This window comes from Chryseobacterium sp. JM1 (assembly GCF_000737715.1).
In the GTDB taxonomy this organism is placed as follows: Bacteria; Bacteroidota; Bacteroidia; order Flavobacteriales; family Weeksellaceae; genus Chryseobacterium.
Genome location: NZ_JPRN01000012.1, coordinates 12621 through 28758 on the forward strand (window position 1 = coordinate 12621; position 16138 = coordinate 28758).

Below are 16138 nucleotides of genomic sequence, written 5' to 3' on the forward strand. Positions count from 1 at the left end.
TATTCCATCAAAATATAACGAACACTTTAATTTTTTTATAAAAAACTCATGAAGTTAATCACCTATAATGTCAACGGAATCAGGGCTGCCTTTACGAAAGATTTTCTGGGGTGGCTGAAAACTGCTGACCCGGACATCGTCTGCATTCAGGAAAGTAAAGCGGGAAACGATCAGATCGACATCGAAAGCCTTGAAAAAATCGGTTATCACAGTTATTGGCACTCAGCCGTAAGAAAAGGCTACAGCGGTGTCGGAATTGCCTCTAAAATCAAACCGAATCATGTTGAATACGGATGTGGTATCGAAAGCTATGATAATGAGGGCAGGATCATCCGTGCAGATTTTGACGGATATTCTGTAATTTCAGTCTATGTTCCTTCCGCAAGTAATATCGAAAGGCTGGAATTCAAAATGCAATTCTGCCACGACTTCCTTACTTATATAAAGGAGTTGCGCAAAACGATTCCTAACCTTATTATTTCCGGGGATTTCAATATTTGTCACCAGGCGATTGATATTCATGATCCGATCCGTTTAAAGAACGTTTCCGGCTTCCTGCCAATGGAGAGAGAATGGATGACCAGCTTTATCGAAGAATGTGAATTGATCGACAGTTTCCGATTTTTCAATAGTGAACCGGATCATTATACCTGGTGGAGTTACAGGCAGAATTCGAGAGCAAAGAATAAAGGCTGGAGACTGGATTATAATTTTGCGACCTATACGCTTAAAGATAAACTCTCAAGAGCGGTTATATTAAAGGAGGCTGTGCATTCCGACCACTGCCCTGCTCTATTGGAATTGGATGTCTAGAAAAGACGACAAAAGTAAAAAGCCAGCTGAATCAGCTGGCTTTTTTAAATTTAAATCATAAATTTAGTCGACAATTTCATATTCAACCGGAATGGTACCATGACTGATATCTCCGATTTCATCGAACGCGGCTTTAGAAATATCTAATGCTCTTGATGCATGGAAAGGTCCTCTATCATTAATCTTCACTATCACCTGTTTTCCATTGTTCAGATTGGTAACTCTAATATTAGTTCCAAACGGAAGCGTTCTGTTTGCAGCGGTGAACTTTGAATTACTAAAGATCTCTCCGCTTGCTGTTTTTCTACCATTAAACTTATCGTGGTAGTACGATGCATAACTTGTTTTCTTCGCATCTAAGGTATTACCTGTAAAAGAATAAACACCTAAGGTTGAAATCATCATTATGATTACGAGAATGAATCTTTTCATCATCTTGAATTTTATTGGTTTTGACGGAGCAAAAGTATAAGGAATGTTGTAAAGTCCCTACTCTATATGTTAAAAACCGTTAACGAAAACAAAATAATATGTTAACAAAGCCTGTAAGTTCCTATTAACAGGGGTTTTAGACCACACTGTTAAAAAACGTTAAAAAAACAGGTCAAAAGTTAACATAATTAACTTATTAACGAAAAAATCCAAAATTCAAAAACAATAAATAACTGATAATCAATATTTTAAATAAATTGTGAAAATTAAATAAAATCACTTCTATCATTTTAAAATCTAAAAGTTTTAAGAACTTTAATGTGCAGAACCACTTGATAGAAGTCTTTTAAGCCTATATACTACAATCAGCAGTATTTATTTTAACAATGATTTTTAACAGTCAAATGAATGAGTCTGTAAAAATCATTGTTAAACCAACATTTTCTGATCTTCATTTTCAATGTTCTCTATTTAGTATAAACAAATTGAATACCAAATCCGTCTTATAATCAATAATATATTCTTCTTCTGTCTTAAATCCCGAATGTATAAGTTCCAAAAATTAGAGCGAAAAACAGCATTTCTGTTATTTATTCAAAGGGGTTTAATTCTGATACCTTCTATATATGATAGAAGGCCATTAATCTGAATACTTGAATTGAAGTTTAGCCCTTTGCATGATTAGGATCAATCTCAAAACTTAGGGCGTAAAAAAAAATGCAATCAAACCTATGATAATCTGTTTAAAATTGATCTTAATTTTCTTAACCTCAATAAACTTTAGTTTATTTCTTAATTTAAACATTAAGGATTTAAGCAGCAAGATTATTGCTATGAATGAAGAAATTAATAAGTTGATTTTTTTAAGTTCTTTAAGCACTCCATCTTTTAAGATCTTAATGTCTTAATGTTTAAAAAAGGTTGCTCCCCAAGTTTTGAAATTGACCCCATGCTTATTCAAATTAGATACTGAATTCATCACGCTTCAAAATCAATGAACATCTGCTCATTAAAACAAAAAACCAATGATTGCTCATTGGTTTTACATTTTATGCAGTTTATAAGAATAAACCTTATTTTAAGTATTCTATTACATAGTCATATGTTCCTGAAGGATATACAACTGACATACTTGGAGAACCTGTAATTGCATTTCCTGCACTGGTAGCCACAGTATAAGAGTATAAGCTTCTGTCATAGACAGTGTTTGTACCCGCTCTATAAATAGTAATTCCGTATAGTGCAGTCATTCCGGTAGGAGAAGGAATATCAACAGCTGTAGAACTTCCTGTAGCTGTAAACTGTCCTTTGATTGCATACACCTGAGCATTATTCACCAATGAATTTGTTGCTACTTCAGCACTGCTGAAATTCACCTTTGGATTTCCGCCTAATGGTAACCATTGACCAGATGCTGAAGAGAATGCAGGTGTAGGAGTAGGATTGCTGAAATAGTAAAAACCTGCAGCAACCGTCTGACCACCAATACCTGAACCTGAAGCAGGAGTAGTACCCGCTACAGAGTTGTATACAATCATACCATCATATGCAGTAGGAAAGTTAAGTGCACTTGTAACTGGCGTAGCAAATGTAAACGAAGTTAAATTCGTTCTAGGAAAAGCGATCCCTTTTCCATTATTAGCTGAAGTTGTAAATCCGTTTGCTGAAGCATCTAAAAATACAGACTGCGTAGCTATGGTAGCACTTACAGTACCATTTGATCTTACTTGAGCAAAAGTAGTGCTAGATGCCGCAACAAGGGCCAACAACACTGATTTTAAATATATTTTCATAACTGTGTTTTTATATTAGAATGAACTATAACTATACCAATTTGTCCCATCACAAATGTAAGACAACGAACCTCCAGATTGAAGAGGAGTAGTTTGAGCAGTACTGTGAGTTCCGGTTACGCTGAAAAAAGCACCATTGGTAGCATCAATAAATGTAATTGTTTTACCATTAGTTTTTGTTAATCCACCTAAGTTAAAAGTAACATTGGACGTTACAAGAACTGCATTATTCAAATCTGTATCTGAAATTGTAGCCGCTGTTTGCGCTCTTACAGTCATTCCAGCTGGAGCAGCACCGCCACCGAAAGGTTTCCATTCAGGAACAGTATTGTCAAAATAGTAGAATCCTGCACCGGTAATTTTCGCTTTTCTTGCTCCGGCACCAGTTCCGGAAGTGATGTAAATAATAGCTCCGTTCTGAGGAGCACCATAAGTACCAGCAGTATCATCTTTAGAAGTTAATTGTGCTGCGGTCATACGAGGGACTAGTAAGGCATCAGGTCTGGCATTATCGGTAGTATTGGCTACTACGTCTAAAGTGGCGGAAGGTGTAGTCGTGTTAATCCCTACACGTCCCTGCTGAGCCTTGGAAACTGCCGAAAGGCCAACGAGCATTGTCGCTGTTAATAAAAATTTTTTCATAAGTTTTTAAAGATTTAAATTACATTATTTTCCATCAATATTTCCAAAATGGAAGATGCATCTCAACTTGTGCTTATCATTCAGACTGTTTGTGTTCAGCTTTTATAACTAGGCAACTGCTTGAAGCATTTGATTTTAAAACATTGCTTATTGCGCAAATTTAAGACATAATTTTCAAATTTATTCACATTATATAAAAAAAATAAAATAGTTTTATATAACAAAATGATAAACTATTGAAAATCAACATTATCTATAATTAAGCGATTGTATAATCCGTGTTAAATTTTATTAATATTTTTAATTATCTGTTAAAAAAATAAAATCAGAAATAGGAGCTGTAACTTCCAAGTTATCAGACTAATTCTCCATACAAGTCAAATTCTTCAGCAGAAGTTATTTTCACCTCTGCAAACTCTCCGATAGAGATGTATGTTTCCTCTGCTGAAACCAGCACTGTATTGTCTACATCAGGTGAATCATATTCTGTTCTTCCGATGAAATAATTCCCTTCTTTTCTATCAAATATGCATCTGAAAGTTTTTCCGATTTTCTCCTGATTCTTCTCCCATGAAATCTGTGACTGCAGTTCCATGATCTCTTCTACTCTTGCTTCTTTCACTTCCTGTGGAATATCATCTTCCAATACATAAGCACCAGTATTTTCTTCGTGGGAATAAGTGAAACACCCTAATCTGTCAAATTTCTGCTCTTTAACCCAGTCTTTCAGTTCCTGGAATCTTTCTTCCGTTTCTCCAGGATATCCTACGATCAAAGTAGTTCTTACCGCCATACCCGGAACTTTCTCTCTGAACTTGGCTAATAATGCATCGGTTTTTTCGTGAGTTGTCCCACGCTTCATGGATTTCAACAAGTCGGAATTGATGTGCTGAAGAGGGATATCTATATAGTTACAAACTTTAGGCTCTTCACGGATGATATCCAGAACATCTTCAGGGAAACCGCTAGGGAAAGCGTAATGAAGACGGATCCATTCAATCCCTTCCACTTTCACCAATTCTTTTAAGAGTTCTCCAAGCGCACGTTTTTTATAAATATCAAGACCATAATACGTAAGATCCTGTGCAATAAGAATAATTTCTTTGGTTCCTTTTTTTGCTAATTTCTGAGTTTCCAAAACCAGTTTTTCAATAGGTGTAGAAACGTGACCTCCTCTCATTAATGGAATAGCACAGAAAGAACATGGTCTGTCACAGCCTTCTGAAATCTTAAGGTATGCGTAATGCTTTGGCGTAGTGGTCAATCTTTCCCCTACCAGCTCGTGCTTGTAATCTGCACCAAGATGTTTTAACAGGATCGGAAGATCTCTCGTTCCAAAATACTGATCCACATCAGGTATTTCTCTGATAAGATCCGGCTTATATCTTTCTGAAAGACAACCGGTAACAAAAACCTTCTCAACTTCGCCTCTGTTTTTTGCTTCTACGTAATCAAGGATGGTGTTGATAGATTCTTCTTTAGCATTATCTATAAACCCACATGTGTTGATCACTACGATATCTCCGCGGTCTTCATGAACCACTTCCTTTCCATTAGCTTTCAGCTGGCTCATTAATACTTCAGAATCATATACATTCTTGGAGCATCCAAGTGTAACCACATTGATTTTCTTCTTCCCTACAGATTTTGTGCGCATCGTTTTGATTTTGAGTGTGCAAAGATACAAAATAATAAAAGAGTAGTGACCAAAAAATAAAAACCACTTTAGCAAAGTGGTTTTCAAGGTTTTATTTAAAAGTTTTTTTCGCTGACACCGGGGGCATTCACATCTTTTTCAGAAAGTACCATATCTTTTTCGTCAATCTTCCAGTCTATCATTAAATCCGGATCATTAAATTTTACGCTCCCTTCTGATTCTTTATTGTAAAAGTTGTCGCATTTATAAGAAAAAACAGCGGTTTCACTCAGTACAGAAAATCCATGACCGAATCCTCTGGGAACATACATCTGTATCTTATTCTCTGCGGTAAGCTCTATTCCGAACCATTTTCCGAAAGTGGGAGAATCTTCTCTGAGGTCTACTGCAACATCCCAAACTTTTCCTTCAAGGCAGGATACTAATTTGGCCTGAGCATGCTCTCCTTTCTGCAGATGAAGCCCTCTGAGAACACCATAGGAAGACTTTGATATATTATCCTGAACAAAATGTCCGTTCATTCCGGTGAGTTCTTCAAATTTTTTTTCATTAAATTTTTCAAAAAAATAACCTCTCTCATCTTCGAATATAGTGGGTTCTATGATATAACAATCCTTAAGTGGGGTTTCTTTTATTTTCATGTTTTAAAGTTTAAGAAGGCTTGGTCAGTTTTTAATTTATAATTGCTACGAACGTTTTCCACAAAATCTTCATATCATTTTTGAAAGATTTTTTTTCCAGATATGCCAGATTCATTTTTACTTTCTGAGGAAAAAGGACCTCATTATTGTATTGCAAAGGATTAACCTGTTCTTTCAACAGGGTCTCTTCATTTCTGTATTCTATGCTTGCTTCACATGTCAGGCCGGGTTTCAATTCAAGCACTTGTCTGTCTGCGCCTTCCAGTCTGTCATAATATCCTTCGATATCCGGTCTTGGACCTACAAAGCTCATATCGCCTTTTAAAATATTGAAAATCTGTGGCAGCTCATCCAGTTTAAATTTTCTCATTGCAAGTCCTGTTCGGGAACAGATTTCTTTATTTTTATGGATCGTTCTGAATTTATAGATCATAAACGGTTTTCCATACTGTCCGATTCTTTTCTGTACAAATAATCCTCCGGAAGCTGTATCAATCGCTGCAATACATATTAAGATGATGAGTAAAGGCATCAGGAAAACAATCAGAATTAAAGCTAATGTTCTATCAAAAATGTTTTTCCAATATGTATACTCACTCATCGGCTGGCCTGAAATATTAAGATCCGAAATAAGATTTAATTACGCTGGCGATTCTTTCTCTTTCTTCGTCAGACAAATTAGATCCTGAAGGCAGACAAAGTCCGTTATCGAAAAGTTTTTCAGAAACATTGGTTCCGTAATAAGGCGCATTTTCAAAAACAGGCTGCAAATGCATTGGTTTCCATAATGGTCTTGATTCTATATGATCTTCCAGAAAAGTAAGTCTTAGACTTTCTCTGTCTTTTCCTGTTATTTCAGGATCTACGATAATAGCAGAAAGCCAGTGATTGGAATAATAGTCATCAGCAGGCTCAGAAAACACGGTTACACCGTCGATATCTCTGAAAAGCTCTACATAGAAGTCATGCATGGCTCTACGTGCTGCTACCCTGTCTTTAAGAACTTCCATCTGGCCACGTCCGATTCCAGCCACGATATTACTCATTCTGTAATTGAATCCAATATGAGAATGCTGATAATGCGGAGCATCGTCCCTTGCCTGTGTGGATAAAAAGACCACTTTATCTTTATCTTCCTGAGTATGACATACTAATGCGCCCCCCCCGGAAGTCGTAATAATTTTGTTTCCGTTAAAGCTTAGAATCCCGAAACGGCCAAATGTTCCACAGCCTCTGCCTTTGTAAGAAGAACCTAAAGCTTCGGCCGCATCTTCAATCACCGGAATCTCGTATTCTTCCGCGATGGCTAAAATTTCGTCCATTTTTGCAGGCATTCCGTAAAGATGCACTACAATGATGGCTTTAGGCTTTTTACCGTTCTTTATTCTGTCTTCTATAGCTTCTTTCAGGGCTTTAGGACACATATTCCAAGTATCGGATTCGCTGTCTATGAATACGGGCTGTGCGCCACAGTATGCGATAGGATTTGCTGAAGCTGAAAACGTCATCGACTGACAGATTACTTCATCTCCATGCTGTACACCACATTCTATCAGGGCTAAGTGAAGTGCTGCCGTTCCTGCTGAAAGTGCAGCTGCTTTAACATTATTTCCAAGAAACTGTTCCAGATCGTTTTCAAATCCGTTTACGTTGGGTCCCAGAGGAGCTACCCAGTTTTCTGCAAAAGCTTCGTTGATATATTTTAGTTCGTTTCCGCCCATATGTGGTGAGGAAAGCCAGATTTTACTGTTCATATTGTATTTATTTTATTCACTGCGATAAAGTGGGAAAAAGCTACTGTTTTTATCTCTAATTCTTTCTGAGAGTTCATTGTATTTGGAAACATCAACTATATATTGCCATACCCTAAAATTACACTGTTTATCTGAAAAACCAGATTTGAATCTGAAAAGAGAATCTTCGTCACTCCCACCGACACCTCCTCCCAGATGTAATGTTTCCATCTGATGCGCATTTCCCAAAAGTCTTGCTTCATCCAGTATCAGTTTCATCGGAGTTTCTCTGATGTATTCTTCAGTAGTCCCGGCAAGATGATACTGCATGATCTTTTCAGTCATTGTAAAGATAGCTCCAGCTGTAATTTTATTATCATACTTAGCTAAAAGCAGTTTACTGTCAAAGTCATTATTGTTGAGGAAAGAATTGAAATATTCTTTAGAAAAAAAGTATCCCTTAGAAGCATTCACCCGTTCCATTGTTTCATAATAGATTGAAACGAAGTGATCTATATCATCCTGAGTTATTGCTTCCGTAACAACGAAGCCTTTTCTTTTCAGCTGATTTATTTCTGATTTATTGGATTTCCGGTATTGAGCTCTTTGGTGGTCAACGGGAATGGTAAGATCAATGGCTACCGTCTTATTAATGTCAACAGTCTTTCCAAAGCCATCAAAGAATCCTGACTGTTCGATCAGGGGATGTAATCTTGAAAATGCTGACACAATGGAATTTTCTATGCAATACTGATCAAATGATTCCTTAAAAAAAGATTTAAAAGAAGCCTCAAAATCAAAATTTTCTCTGTTTGTAACGGGTCCTGCATATCCGTATACAGATGTACAGTCGAAAAATCCGGTTTCTCCGATTGGTCTGATGACCAATGGCAAAGCAACAAAGTCGTTATCTTGATAAGCAACAAACAGTTTATTTGAAAAACTGTTATCTATTGAATGATAATATGACGTATGATGAAAATCATAGACATCAGAAGATTTAACGATCTTGTTCCATTCCGGCTGGGATCTATCTATAATTTCAAATCTATACATTTTCAAAATAGGTATTTATTTTGTCTGCAATATGCTTCACTTCTTCATGGGAATATCTGAAATCCATATGAATACACAGTATCCGGCCTTGTAAATCTTTGTCTTTTTCAAAAATTTGATTGGGCCACAAAACTGCCGGAAATATTTTATGTTCTATTAAATAGTTTCTTAAATGATCTCTGATCTCACTCGCTCTACAGTATAACACCAGACAAAAACCATTTTCATTATTCAGAACCTGATAGCTATTGTTCGGCTTGAGCTCTTTAACACCAAATGAAATATTTTCTCTGGTTGTATTGATCAAATCTTCAATAGGAAATGTACCCAACTGAGCAATCGCCTGTTGAGGCATAAGAGAATCTGTCAGACGGCTTTCAAACATCTTTTCAGCTTCCTGATAATAATGTCTGTAAAGTGTATTACTGTCCAAATTATTTTTCAGGTAATCAGCTTTTAGCAACATGGCTACAGATTTCTTTTGGTAAGCTTCATCAGCTGCAACGGTTTCGTGGGTATCCGTAAAAAAATCATTTTCCTTTACTATACAAAAGCCTCCAACTCCTATAGGAAGCTGCTTTCTTAATGACCCAAAAACATAGTCAGCGGAAGACCGTCCTGTACTTAGCAAATCGTGGGTCACATCTTCTATAATTACCGTTTTTTTCAGATGACTTACATCTGCTTTTCTTATTCCAAAAAAATTCACATTTACCAGTACATCCCCTTCATTATCATCCCATTCTATCCTATTATTTTCAAGAGGATTATATTGATAATACACAATATCAATATCTAAATCCCGGCAAAAATCTACTACTTCATGGCAATAGTAACCAGGAAAGCCTACCTTCTTCCATTTGTATTCTGCAATACCCACCTTCAAAAGATTATATACGGCTGCTCTTCCTGAAAAAAATAAATTCAGACACTCCTGATCATCAAGAAAATGGCTTTGTCCTTTTTCTGAATATATATAATGAAAATCTGATCCAAATTCTTTAATCATTACTCTTTCTCCCAATAATTATTTTCGTTGACAACCTTAAAGTAGTCATCACGTGTAATTCCTACAACAACTTCATCCCACCATTGATTTTTTCTGAAATAATGGTTTTTCTTGACACCTTCTACTACCCAGCCACATTTTTTTGTATAAACACCTATTGAGGCCTCATTATAAGAAATCATAGAACCATTCATTCTCATCAGTCCAAGTTCTTCAAATGCATAACGGTTCATCGCCATGATGGTATCTACTCCATAGCCTTTACCTCTCATATCTTTATCTCCTAAAAGCATTCCATGAAATGCATTCCGGTCCTTCCAATTAATGTTTACAAGGTTGGCCATTCCTATAAGGCCCAGGTCTTCAGTATCTATAGCAAATCTCTGATTATTTGAATTCAGTGATAATGTATCAAACCATTTTTCCTGATCGCTCATTCCGGAAGGGAAATGCCATCCTCCTAACATATAGTTAATTTCAGGGTCATTGGACCATTTAAGCAATAATTCCAAATCACTTTTTTCTATTGCTCTCAAAACTACTTTTTTCCCTCTAATATTCATATTCTTATTTTTTAAAATGATTTTTACTTAAATTTCTGCTGATTCCCAAATCATCAACCTCATCTACCGTCTGTCCGTTTACAATTGTTGATGACTTAAATAAAATAGATTTCACAGTCAAAAATATAATTTTTATATCTAAAGTCAAGGAAAGATTTTCGACATAATAAACATCATTATTGAATCTTTCTGAAAATTTCATCTGATTTCTTCCTTTTACCTGAGCCAATCCTGTAATTCCGGGACGTACCCAATGTCTTCTTTTGTGGTATTCAGAATAGAATTCCAAATATTCCGGTAACAGGGGACGCGGCCCTATTAAGCTCATTTCTCCTTTTAAAATATTAAAAAACTGAGGCAACTCATCCAAGGATGTTTTTCTTACAAATGAACCAAATGATGTAAGCCTTTCTGTATCCGGCAACAGGACCCCGTCACTGTCCTTTTTATCATTCATTGTTTTAAACTTAATAATTTTAAAGATCTGATCATTCTTCCCTGCTCTTTTTTGAAAGAAAAAAGGGCTTCCCTGATTAACCATCCAAAGACCTATCATTACGAATAAAAATATCGGGCTGAAGATCAGTAAAAAGATTAAAGCTAAAATAAAATCGATAATTCTTTTTATAAATAATTTATACATCTGCATCTATATTTTTACTGTGTCTGTCTGTATTGACCTCCTGTCTTTAAACAGATCCTTATTATGATTCTATTATTTTCTGATACGAAGTTGAAACCTGAAACTCTCTTTCCAAAAACTTCAGTCCATTCCGGCTCATTTCTTCAAATTTGGGGCCATCCATATTGATCATGGTATCCACAGCAATGATCATTGCTGCTAAATCTCCTGAATACACAGACATTCCACAACCATTTTTCACGATATCTGTTCCGATATCCGTATTAGGATCTGTGGCTGCAAGCACCGGCATTCTGTACTCAAGATACGAAAGCAGTCTGGAGGGATAATTCGGGATGGTAAAATCTTTATGCAGGAAAATCAGACCTACATCACAAGCCTGTACCAGCAAATCATAATCAGCCTTAGGAACGGCAGAAAGAAGTAAGGCATTTGTAGGTTTAAAAGAATCGAACCAGCCTTTGATTTTATCGTACTCTGTTCCTGAGCCGGCTACCACAAAAAACACATGGTCATCTTCTGCTTTTGCTCTTAAAGTTTCTATCAGGAAATCAATTCCCTGAGGCTTCCCAAGGTTTCCACCATAGATAAAGACTTTTTTATCAGCAGGAATTCCGTATTTCGTTCTTATAGCAGTTTTTTCCTGATCAGAAGGGATTTTGGAAGGCTGCAGACGGATAGAGTTTGCATTGATCTCCACTTTTTCCTTTGGAACGTATGAATTGTGATTGAGAACAAACTGTACATTGGCTTCGGACATACATCCTATTTTATCTGAAACGGTATACAGCTCTTTTTCTTTTTTCCTGAAATATTTGTATAAGATACCCGTATGGGACATCAGTTTCATATCTACCGCATTTTGTGGAAAGATATCTTTCAGCAGCAGGTATGTTCTGGCACTGTCTCTCTTTTTGATGTATTTGATGACCCCCGTAAATGTAATAGGCGGTGTAGAATAAATGACGAGATCAAACTTGACTTGAGAAAAGTGTTTTTTTACCGCCCTTAAGAATAATTTTTCAATGGTGAGGGTAGAAACTCCTTTTTCAATAAAGTTGGTTTTCTGGATATTTAAGGTTTTAACATTTAAAAAAACAGCATTGCCTTCCTTTTTTAATGTTGTTTTTTGTTTTTCGCGTCTTTCTACAGGTGATACGACATAAACGTTATGCTGATGGTCGGAAAACTCCCGCATCAGATCATGATAAATACCTCGTTCCTGTAATGTATTTATTTTCGCTAAAGTAAGAAACAATATATTCATTGTTTAGCTTTTTCTCCAAACTACTCTGTTGATATAGTCGGTATAACTTAAAATTATTCTTACCACTTTCTGGGAGACATTAGGCATCGAATAGTCAGCAACCTGTCTGTAATTTCTTTCATCTCCTATTTTCTGCTCCTCAAGCTGTACCAGCCCCTGAAGAATTCTTTCGGGTGACATTCCTACCATCATTACGGATGCCTCTTCCATAGCCTCGGGTCTTTCATGCGCATCTCTGATGTTAAGCGCTCTGAAGTTCAATATTGAAGATTCTTCGGAAATTGTTCCTGAATCTGAAAGAACGGCATAACTTCTCATCTGCAGTGCATTGTAATCGTGAAAACCAAGTGGTTTTAAAAACTGAATTTCAGGTCTTACTTCCAGCTTCATTTTATCAATCATATTTCTAGTTCTCGGGTGAGTGGAAACAATGATAGGATAACTGAACTTTTCAGCGATTGCGTTCAGACTGTCTATTAATCCTCTGAAATTCTTTTCTGAATTGATGTTCTCCTCTCTATGTGATGAAACCACGAAGTATTTTCCTTCTTCCAGATTCAGTCTTGAAAGTACATCTGAGCTTTTGATCTCAGGAAGATAATGGTTTAAAACTTCAAACATCGGAGAACCTGTCTTGATAATTCTGTCCGCAGGAAGACCTTCTCTTAAAAGGTATTCACGGGCGATGTCAGAATATGTTAAATTAACATCTGAAGTATGGTCTACAATTTTACGGTTGGTTTCTTCCGGTACCCGCTGATCAAAACATCTGTTCCCTGCTTCCATATGGAAAATCGGAATCTGCCTTTTCTTTGCAGGAATAGCACACAGACATGAATTGGTATCTCCAAGTACTAAAAATGCATCCGGCTGCTGTTCTTCAAGAAGCGGATCGATTTTAATCAGGATATTTCCAACAGTTTCAGTGGCTGTTTTTCCGGCTGCTTCAAGAAAAAAGTCCGGTTTTCTTAGGCCCAGGTCTTCGAAAAAAATCTGATTAAGTTCATAATCATAATTCTGTCCGGTGTGGACAATGATATGTTCGATGGCTTCAGATGCATCCAAAGCTGATAATACTCTCGATAGTCTAATAATTTCCGGTCGCGTACCCACGACTGTCATTACTTTTAATTTTTTCATTTTTTAAATTTATATAACTTAACCCTATTATGACAGCACTAAAATACCAAAGTTCAAACGATGAATAAAGGCTTCCTGACGTTTGTGCCAAAACAAAATACTGCATGAAAAAAAAAGCTATCATACCGCTTTCTTTGTATGCCTCAATATTTTTTAAAATTTTTATAAAACCTTTTGCAACATATTTATAATAACATATCAATAGAAATAATCCTATCAACCCTGTTGACATCAATATATCAACAAATAAATTGTGGGCATACATCCCATCTTCAAATAAGATTCTCCCTCCCCATAGAGGATTATTCGTAAACTCTTCAATCCCTTTATTCAGAAAATAAGATCTTCCTGACGCTTTACCTTCAAAAACAGCTTCATTTAGTCTTCTAAAAAATAATATATCATTTTTAAATCCACTTTTGTAAATAACAAAAAGGCCAATAACAGATAGGATTAAGCTTAAACCAAAATACATCCAATATCGTCTGCTATTTTTGATGACAATAAATAGTAAAATGACAGTTGCTAAAGCTAATACAGGACTTCTTGCGGAAGACATAAACATTGGAAATAATCCAAGCAAGATTCCTAATAAATACACATAGTTTTTGGTTTTCAAAAACAGGAAATTATACAAACCTATCAAAACTAAGCTTAATCCATAATGTCCTGTTAAAATATAATAGGATCTGAATATCCCCCCTCCATTTTTAAGTTTTACTATTAGGGTACTATGCAGAAAATTTACGCCTAAAATAATAAAAAGAAACCAAAAAATAATTTTATAAAACAGTTTAAAATTTACCTTTTCATAGTCAAGACTTAAGAGCGCAACCACTGGTAAAGGAATGATAATCAAACAGTAATAATAAAAATCATTCTTCAAAACCTGAAAGCCATCCGGAGCGAAATAGGAATTGGTAAAAGTACAGACTGCTTTTATTTGATACAGAAAATAGAATAAAATAAAAATAGCAATAACCCAGATTCTTTGCTTTATGATCTTAATATTCTGAAAGATAAAATATAATGATGAAAGTAAAACCGTCCCTCTGATTAATAGATTAAGGGTGTGAGACACTGTATCTGAATTGTAAAGATTTACATAACAAAAGATATATCCAAACAGTGTAATAACCAAGAAATAGGTTTCAAGATTATTTTCTGACAGCGTCTTCAGGTTCACTATTTTATTCATGTAAACTAAACTTCTACAAAGTAAGTATCTGCATCTTCCGGATTAAAAGGTTCATTGATCCAGAATATGGTATACAATTCTTCATCACCAATATTTTTGATATTATGGGTATACCAAACCGGCATGTCTACATAGGCAGGTTCTGTACCGTCCAGATAAAAATCCAGAACTTCACCGGTATCTATTTTGCGCAGCTGGATCAGGGCTTTTCCTTTGATCACTGCAAATCTTTCTATTTTTCTTGTATGGAAATGGTTTCCGCGTGTAATTCCGGGAACAGTCGTGGAAAAAGAACACTGTCCACCGATTCCCAGTCTGATTACCTCAACGAAAGCACCTCTTGGGTCTGTATGCTGTGTAAATTTAACAGGATAATGATTTTTAATATCAAAATAACAGCGGAATGTGTTGAAAAGGTTTAAATCAAATTTAGATTCCAATACCGGAATTTCGCCGTTATCAAAATACAGCTTTTTATAGTTCTCCAGTTTGGCCAGTACATCCGACACTTTATTAACGGATGTATGAGCAACTTCATGCAAGTTGTGGGTTTCTCCGGATTCTATCTGACTGATTATTTCCTGAACCAGTTCTCCGACATAGATCAGTTTTACTTCACCGTCAGTATCAATCACAGGCGTTTCTCCATGGGTAAGCTTGTAGCAGAACGTAGCAACAAATGAGTTGTAATTGGGTTTTCCGAAAGGTCCAAAAACATTGGGAACAATCATTCCAGTAAATGTTCCTCCCGATTTTTCTGCCCAGGCGGCAAGGATTTCGCGGCCTTCTTTCTTGGATTTCCCGTAGAGATTGTCTCTCTCTTCCTGAGATGAAGATGAAAAGAGTACGTGAGCTTTAGAGCCTGTTCTTTCCAGAGCGTCAGCCAGTTTTTGTACCAGTTCTACATTGCTTGCATAAATGACTTCAGGATCCGGATGACGGTTCATGGCAGCAAGATGGACAATGACGTCGCATTGCTTTACAAATTCATCCATCTTTTCGGGAGTTTCAAAGTATTCTTTTTCAAAGTCTACTCTTTCAAAATCCTCCGGTCTTAAGCCTAATGTGTTGTATAAATGTGAACCGACAAAACCTTTCTGCCCGGTAATTCCTATTTTCTTCATCTTGATAATTTTTTAAAATAATCTACCGGGAACCGATAGTCATCATTAACTTCTCCCAAAGCATGATCTACCATTACCAGCAGTTTTGCTTCTTTCGTTTTTGCCTGTATTGCACTTATATATCCTTTAGGCATATGCAGGATATCAAGGGTATCTGCATTGACTTCAAATTCCAGGATTTCAGATTCTGCAGCAGGGTTTTCCCAGTTATCTATTTTTATAAATCTTATACAAAAACTTCCCTTTACTGCTGAAAACCATCGCTGTTCAATTTGATGGCCAGTCCATCCTCTGATGAATTCCGTATCCGCATTCTCTATAAAATAGATCCTTTTGATACCGGCTGCATTAAAACTGTTATTGAAAAACAGGCTGCCTCTTTCATCAGCATATTTCCCTCCTGCAATGAATTCAGGTATTTCCATCC

The 16138-nt window shown here is 36.2% G+C and carries 17 protein-coding genes; 1 reads left to right on the forward strand and 16 read right to left on the reverse strand.

Going from position 1 to position 16138, the window contains the following annotated elements:
* The first annotated feature begins 48 nt into the window (after positions 1 to 48).
* Entirely contained in the window at positions 49 to 813 is a 765-nt protein-coding gene (locus IW22_RS17965; RefSeq protein ID WP_034729182.1) for an exodeoxyribonuclease III, read from the forward strand.
* 63 nt (positions 814 to 876) lie between these two features.
* Here IW22_RS17965 and IW22_RS17970 read toward each other — a convergent pair whose 3' ends face one another.
* From IW22_RS17970 to IW22_RS18045, 16 genes are all read right to left on the reverse strand, one after another.
* The gene (locus IW22_RS17970) at positions 877 to 1248 is read right to left on the reverse strand and encodes a septal ring lytic transglycosylase RlpA family protein (RefSeq protein ID WP_034729183.1); all 372 of its coding nucleotides are present in this window, start codon (positions 1246 to 1248) and stop codon (positions 877 to 879) included.
* Positions 1249 to 2318: 1070 nt separating this feature from the next.
* Positions 2319 to 3038 (reverse strand): hypothetical protein, encoded by a 720-nt coding sequence (locus IW22_RS17975; RefSeq protein ID WP_034729186.1) that lies wholly within the window; start codon positions 3036 to 3038, stop codon positions 2319 to 2321.
* A gap of 15 nt (positions 3039 to 3053) precedes the next feature.
* The gene (locus IW22_RS23765) at positions 3054 to 3680 is read right to left on the reverse strand and encodes a hypothetical protein (protein ID WP_051891292.1); all 627 of its coding nucleotides are present in this window, start codon (positions 3678 to 3680) and stop codon (positions 3054 to 3056) included.
* A 355-nt stretch (positions 3681 to 4035) separates the two neighbouring features.
* On the reverse strand, positions 4036 to 5337 hold the full coding sequence (gene rimO, locus IW22_RS17985) for a 30S ribosomal protein S12 methylthiotransferase RimO (protein ID WP_034729188.1): 1302 nt from the start codon (positions 5335 to 5337) through the stop codon (positions 4036 to 4038).
* A gap of 95 nt (positions 5338 to 5432) precedes the next feature.
* Positions 5433 to 5978 carry a dTDP-4-dehydrorhamnose 3,5-epimerase gene (gene rfbC / locus IW22_RS17990; protein WP_034729191.1) on the reverse strand — a complete coding sequence of 182 codons (546 nt, stop codon included), beginning with the start codon at positions 5976 to 5978 and terminating at the stop codon, positions 5433 to 5435.
* A gap of 31 nt (positions 5979 to 6009) precedes the next feature.
* Positions 6010 to 6579: a sugar transferase gene (locus tag IW22_RS17995; protein ID WP_034729193.1), complete on the reverse strand. Its 570-nt coding sequence runs from the start codon at positions 6577 to 6579 to the stop codon at positions 6010 to 6012.
* 16 nt (positions 6580 to 6595) lie between these two features.
* Positions 6596 to 7732 carry an aminotransferase class I/II-fold pyridoxal phosphate-dependent enzyme gene (locus IW22_RS18000; protein ID WP_034729196.1) on the reverse strand — a complete coding sequence of 379 codons (1137 nt, stop codon included), beginning with the start codon at positions 7730 to 7732 and terminating at the stop codon, positions 6596 to 6598.
* 12 nt (positions 7733 to 7744) lie between these two features.
* Complete coding sequence (locus tag IW22_RS18005) at positions 7745 to 8767, reverse strand: hypothetical protein (protein WP_034729199.1); 1023 nt, start codon at positions 8765 to 8767, stop codon at positions 7745 to 7747.
* The gene (locus tag IW22_RS18010) at positions 8760 to 9776 is read right to left on the reverse strand and encodes a hypothetical protein (protein WP_034729201.1); all 1017 of its coding nucleotides are present in this window, start codon (positions 9774 to 9776) and stop codon (positions 8760 to 8762) included. The genes IW22_RS18005 and IW22_RS18010 overlap by 8 nt, the downstream gene beginning before the upstream one ends.
* Positions 9776 to 10339 (reverse strand): GNAT family N-acetyltransferase, encoded by a 564-nt coding sequence (locus IW22_RS18015; protein ID WP_034729203.1) that lies wholly within the window; start codon positions 10337 to 10339, stop codon positions 9776 to 9778. The genes IW22_RS18010 and IW22_RS18015 overlap by 1 nt, the downstream gene beginning before the upstream one ends.
* 4 nt (positions 10340 to 10343) lie before the next feature.
* Positions 10344 to 10982, reverse strand: a complete 639-nt coding sequence (locus tag IW22_RS18020) for a sugar transferase (protein WP_051891301.1) — start codon at positions 10980 to 10982, stop codon at positions 10344 to 10346.
* Between the two features lie 61 nt (positions 10983 to 11043).
* The gene (locus IW22_RS18025) at positions 11044 to 12249 is read right to left on the reverse strand and encodes a glycosyltransferase family 4 protein (RefSeq protein ID WP_034729206.1); all 1206 of its coding nucleotides are present in this window, start codon (positions 12247 to 12249) and stop codon (positions 11044 to 11046) included.
* 3 nt (positions 12250 to 12252) lie between these two features.
* Positions 12253 to 13389 (reverse strand): non-hydrolyzing UDP-N-acetylglucosamine 2-epimerase, encoded by a 1137-nt coding sequence (gene wecB, locus IW22_RS18030; protein WP_034729208.1) that lies wholly within the window; start codon positions 13387 to 13389, stop codon positions 12253 to 12255.
* Positions 13337 to 14008, reverse strand: a complete 672-nt coding sequence (locus IW22_RS18035) for an O-antigen ligase family protein (protein WP_228384062.1) — start codon at positions 14006 to 14008, stop codon at positions 13337 to 13339. Before IW22_RS18035 ends, wecB begins: the two co-directional genes overlap by 53 nt.
* A gap of 584 nt (positions 14009 to 14592) precedes the next feature.
* Positions 14593 to 15711, reverse strand: coding sequence for an NAD-dependent epimerase/dehydratase family protein (locus IW22_RS18040; protein WP_034729214.1), 1119 nt, complete (start codon positions 15709 to 15711; stop codon positions 14593 to 14595).
* Positions 15708 to 16136, reverse strand: a complete 429-nt coding sequence (locus IW22_RS18045) for a WxcM-like domain-containing protein (RefSeq protein ID WP_034729217.1) — start codon at positions 16134 to 16136, stop codon at positions 15708 to 15710. The genes IW22_RS18040 and IW22_RS18045 overlap by 4 nt, the downstream gene beginning before the upstream one ends.
* Positions 16137 to 16138: the final 2 nt, after the last annotated feature.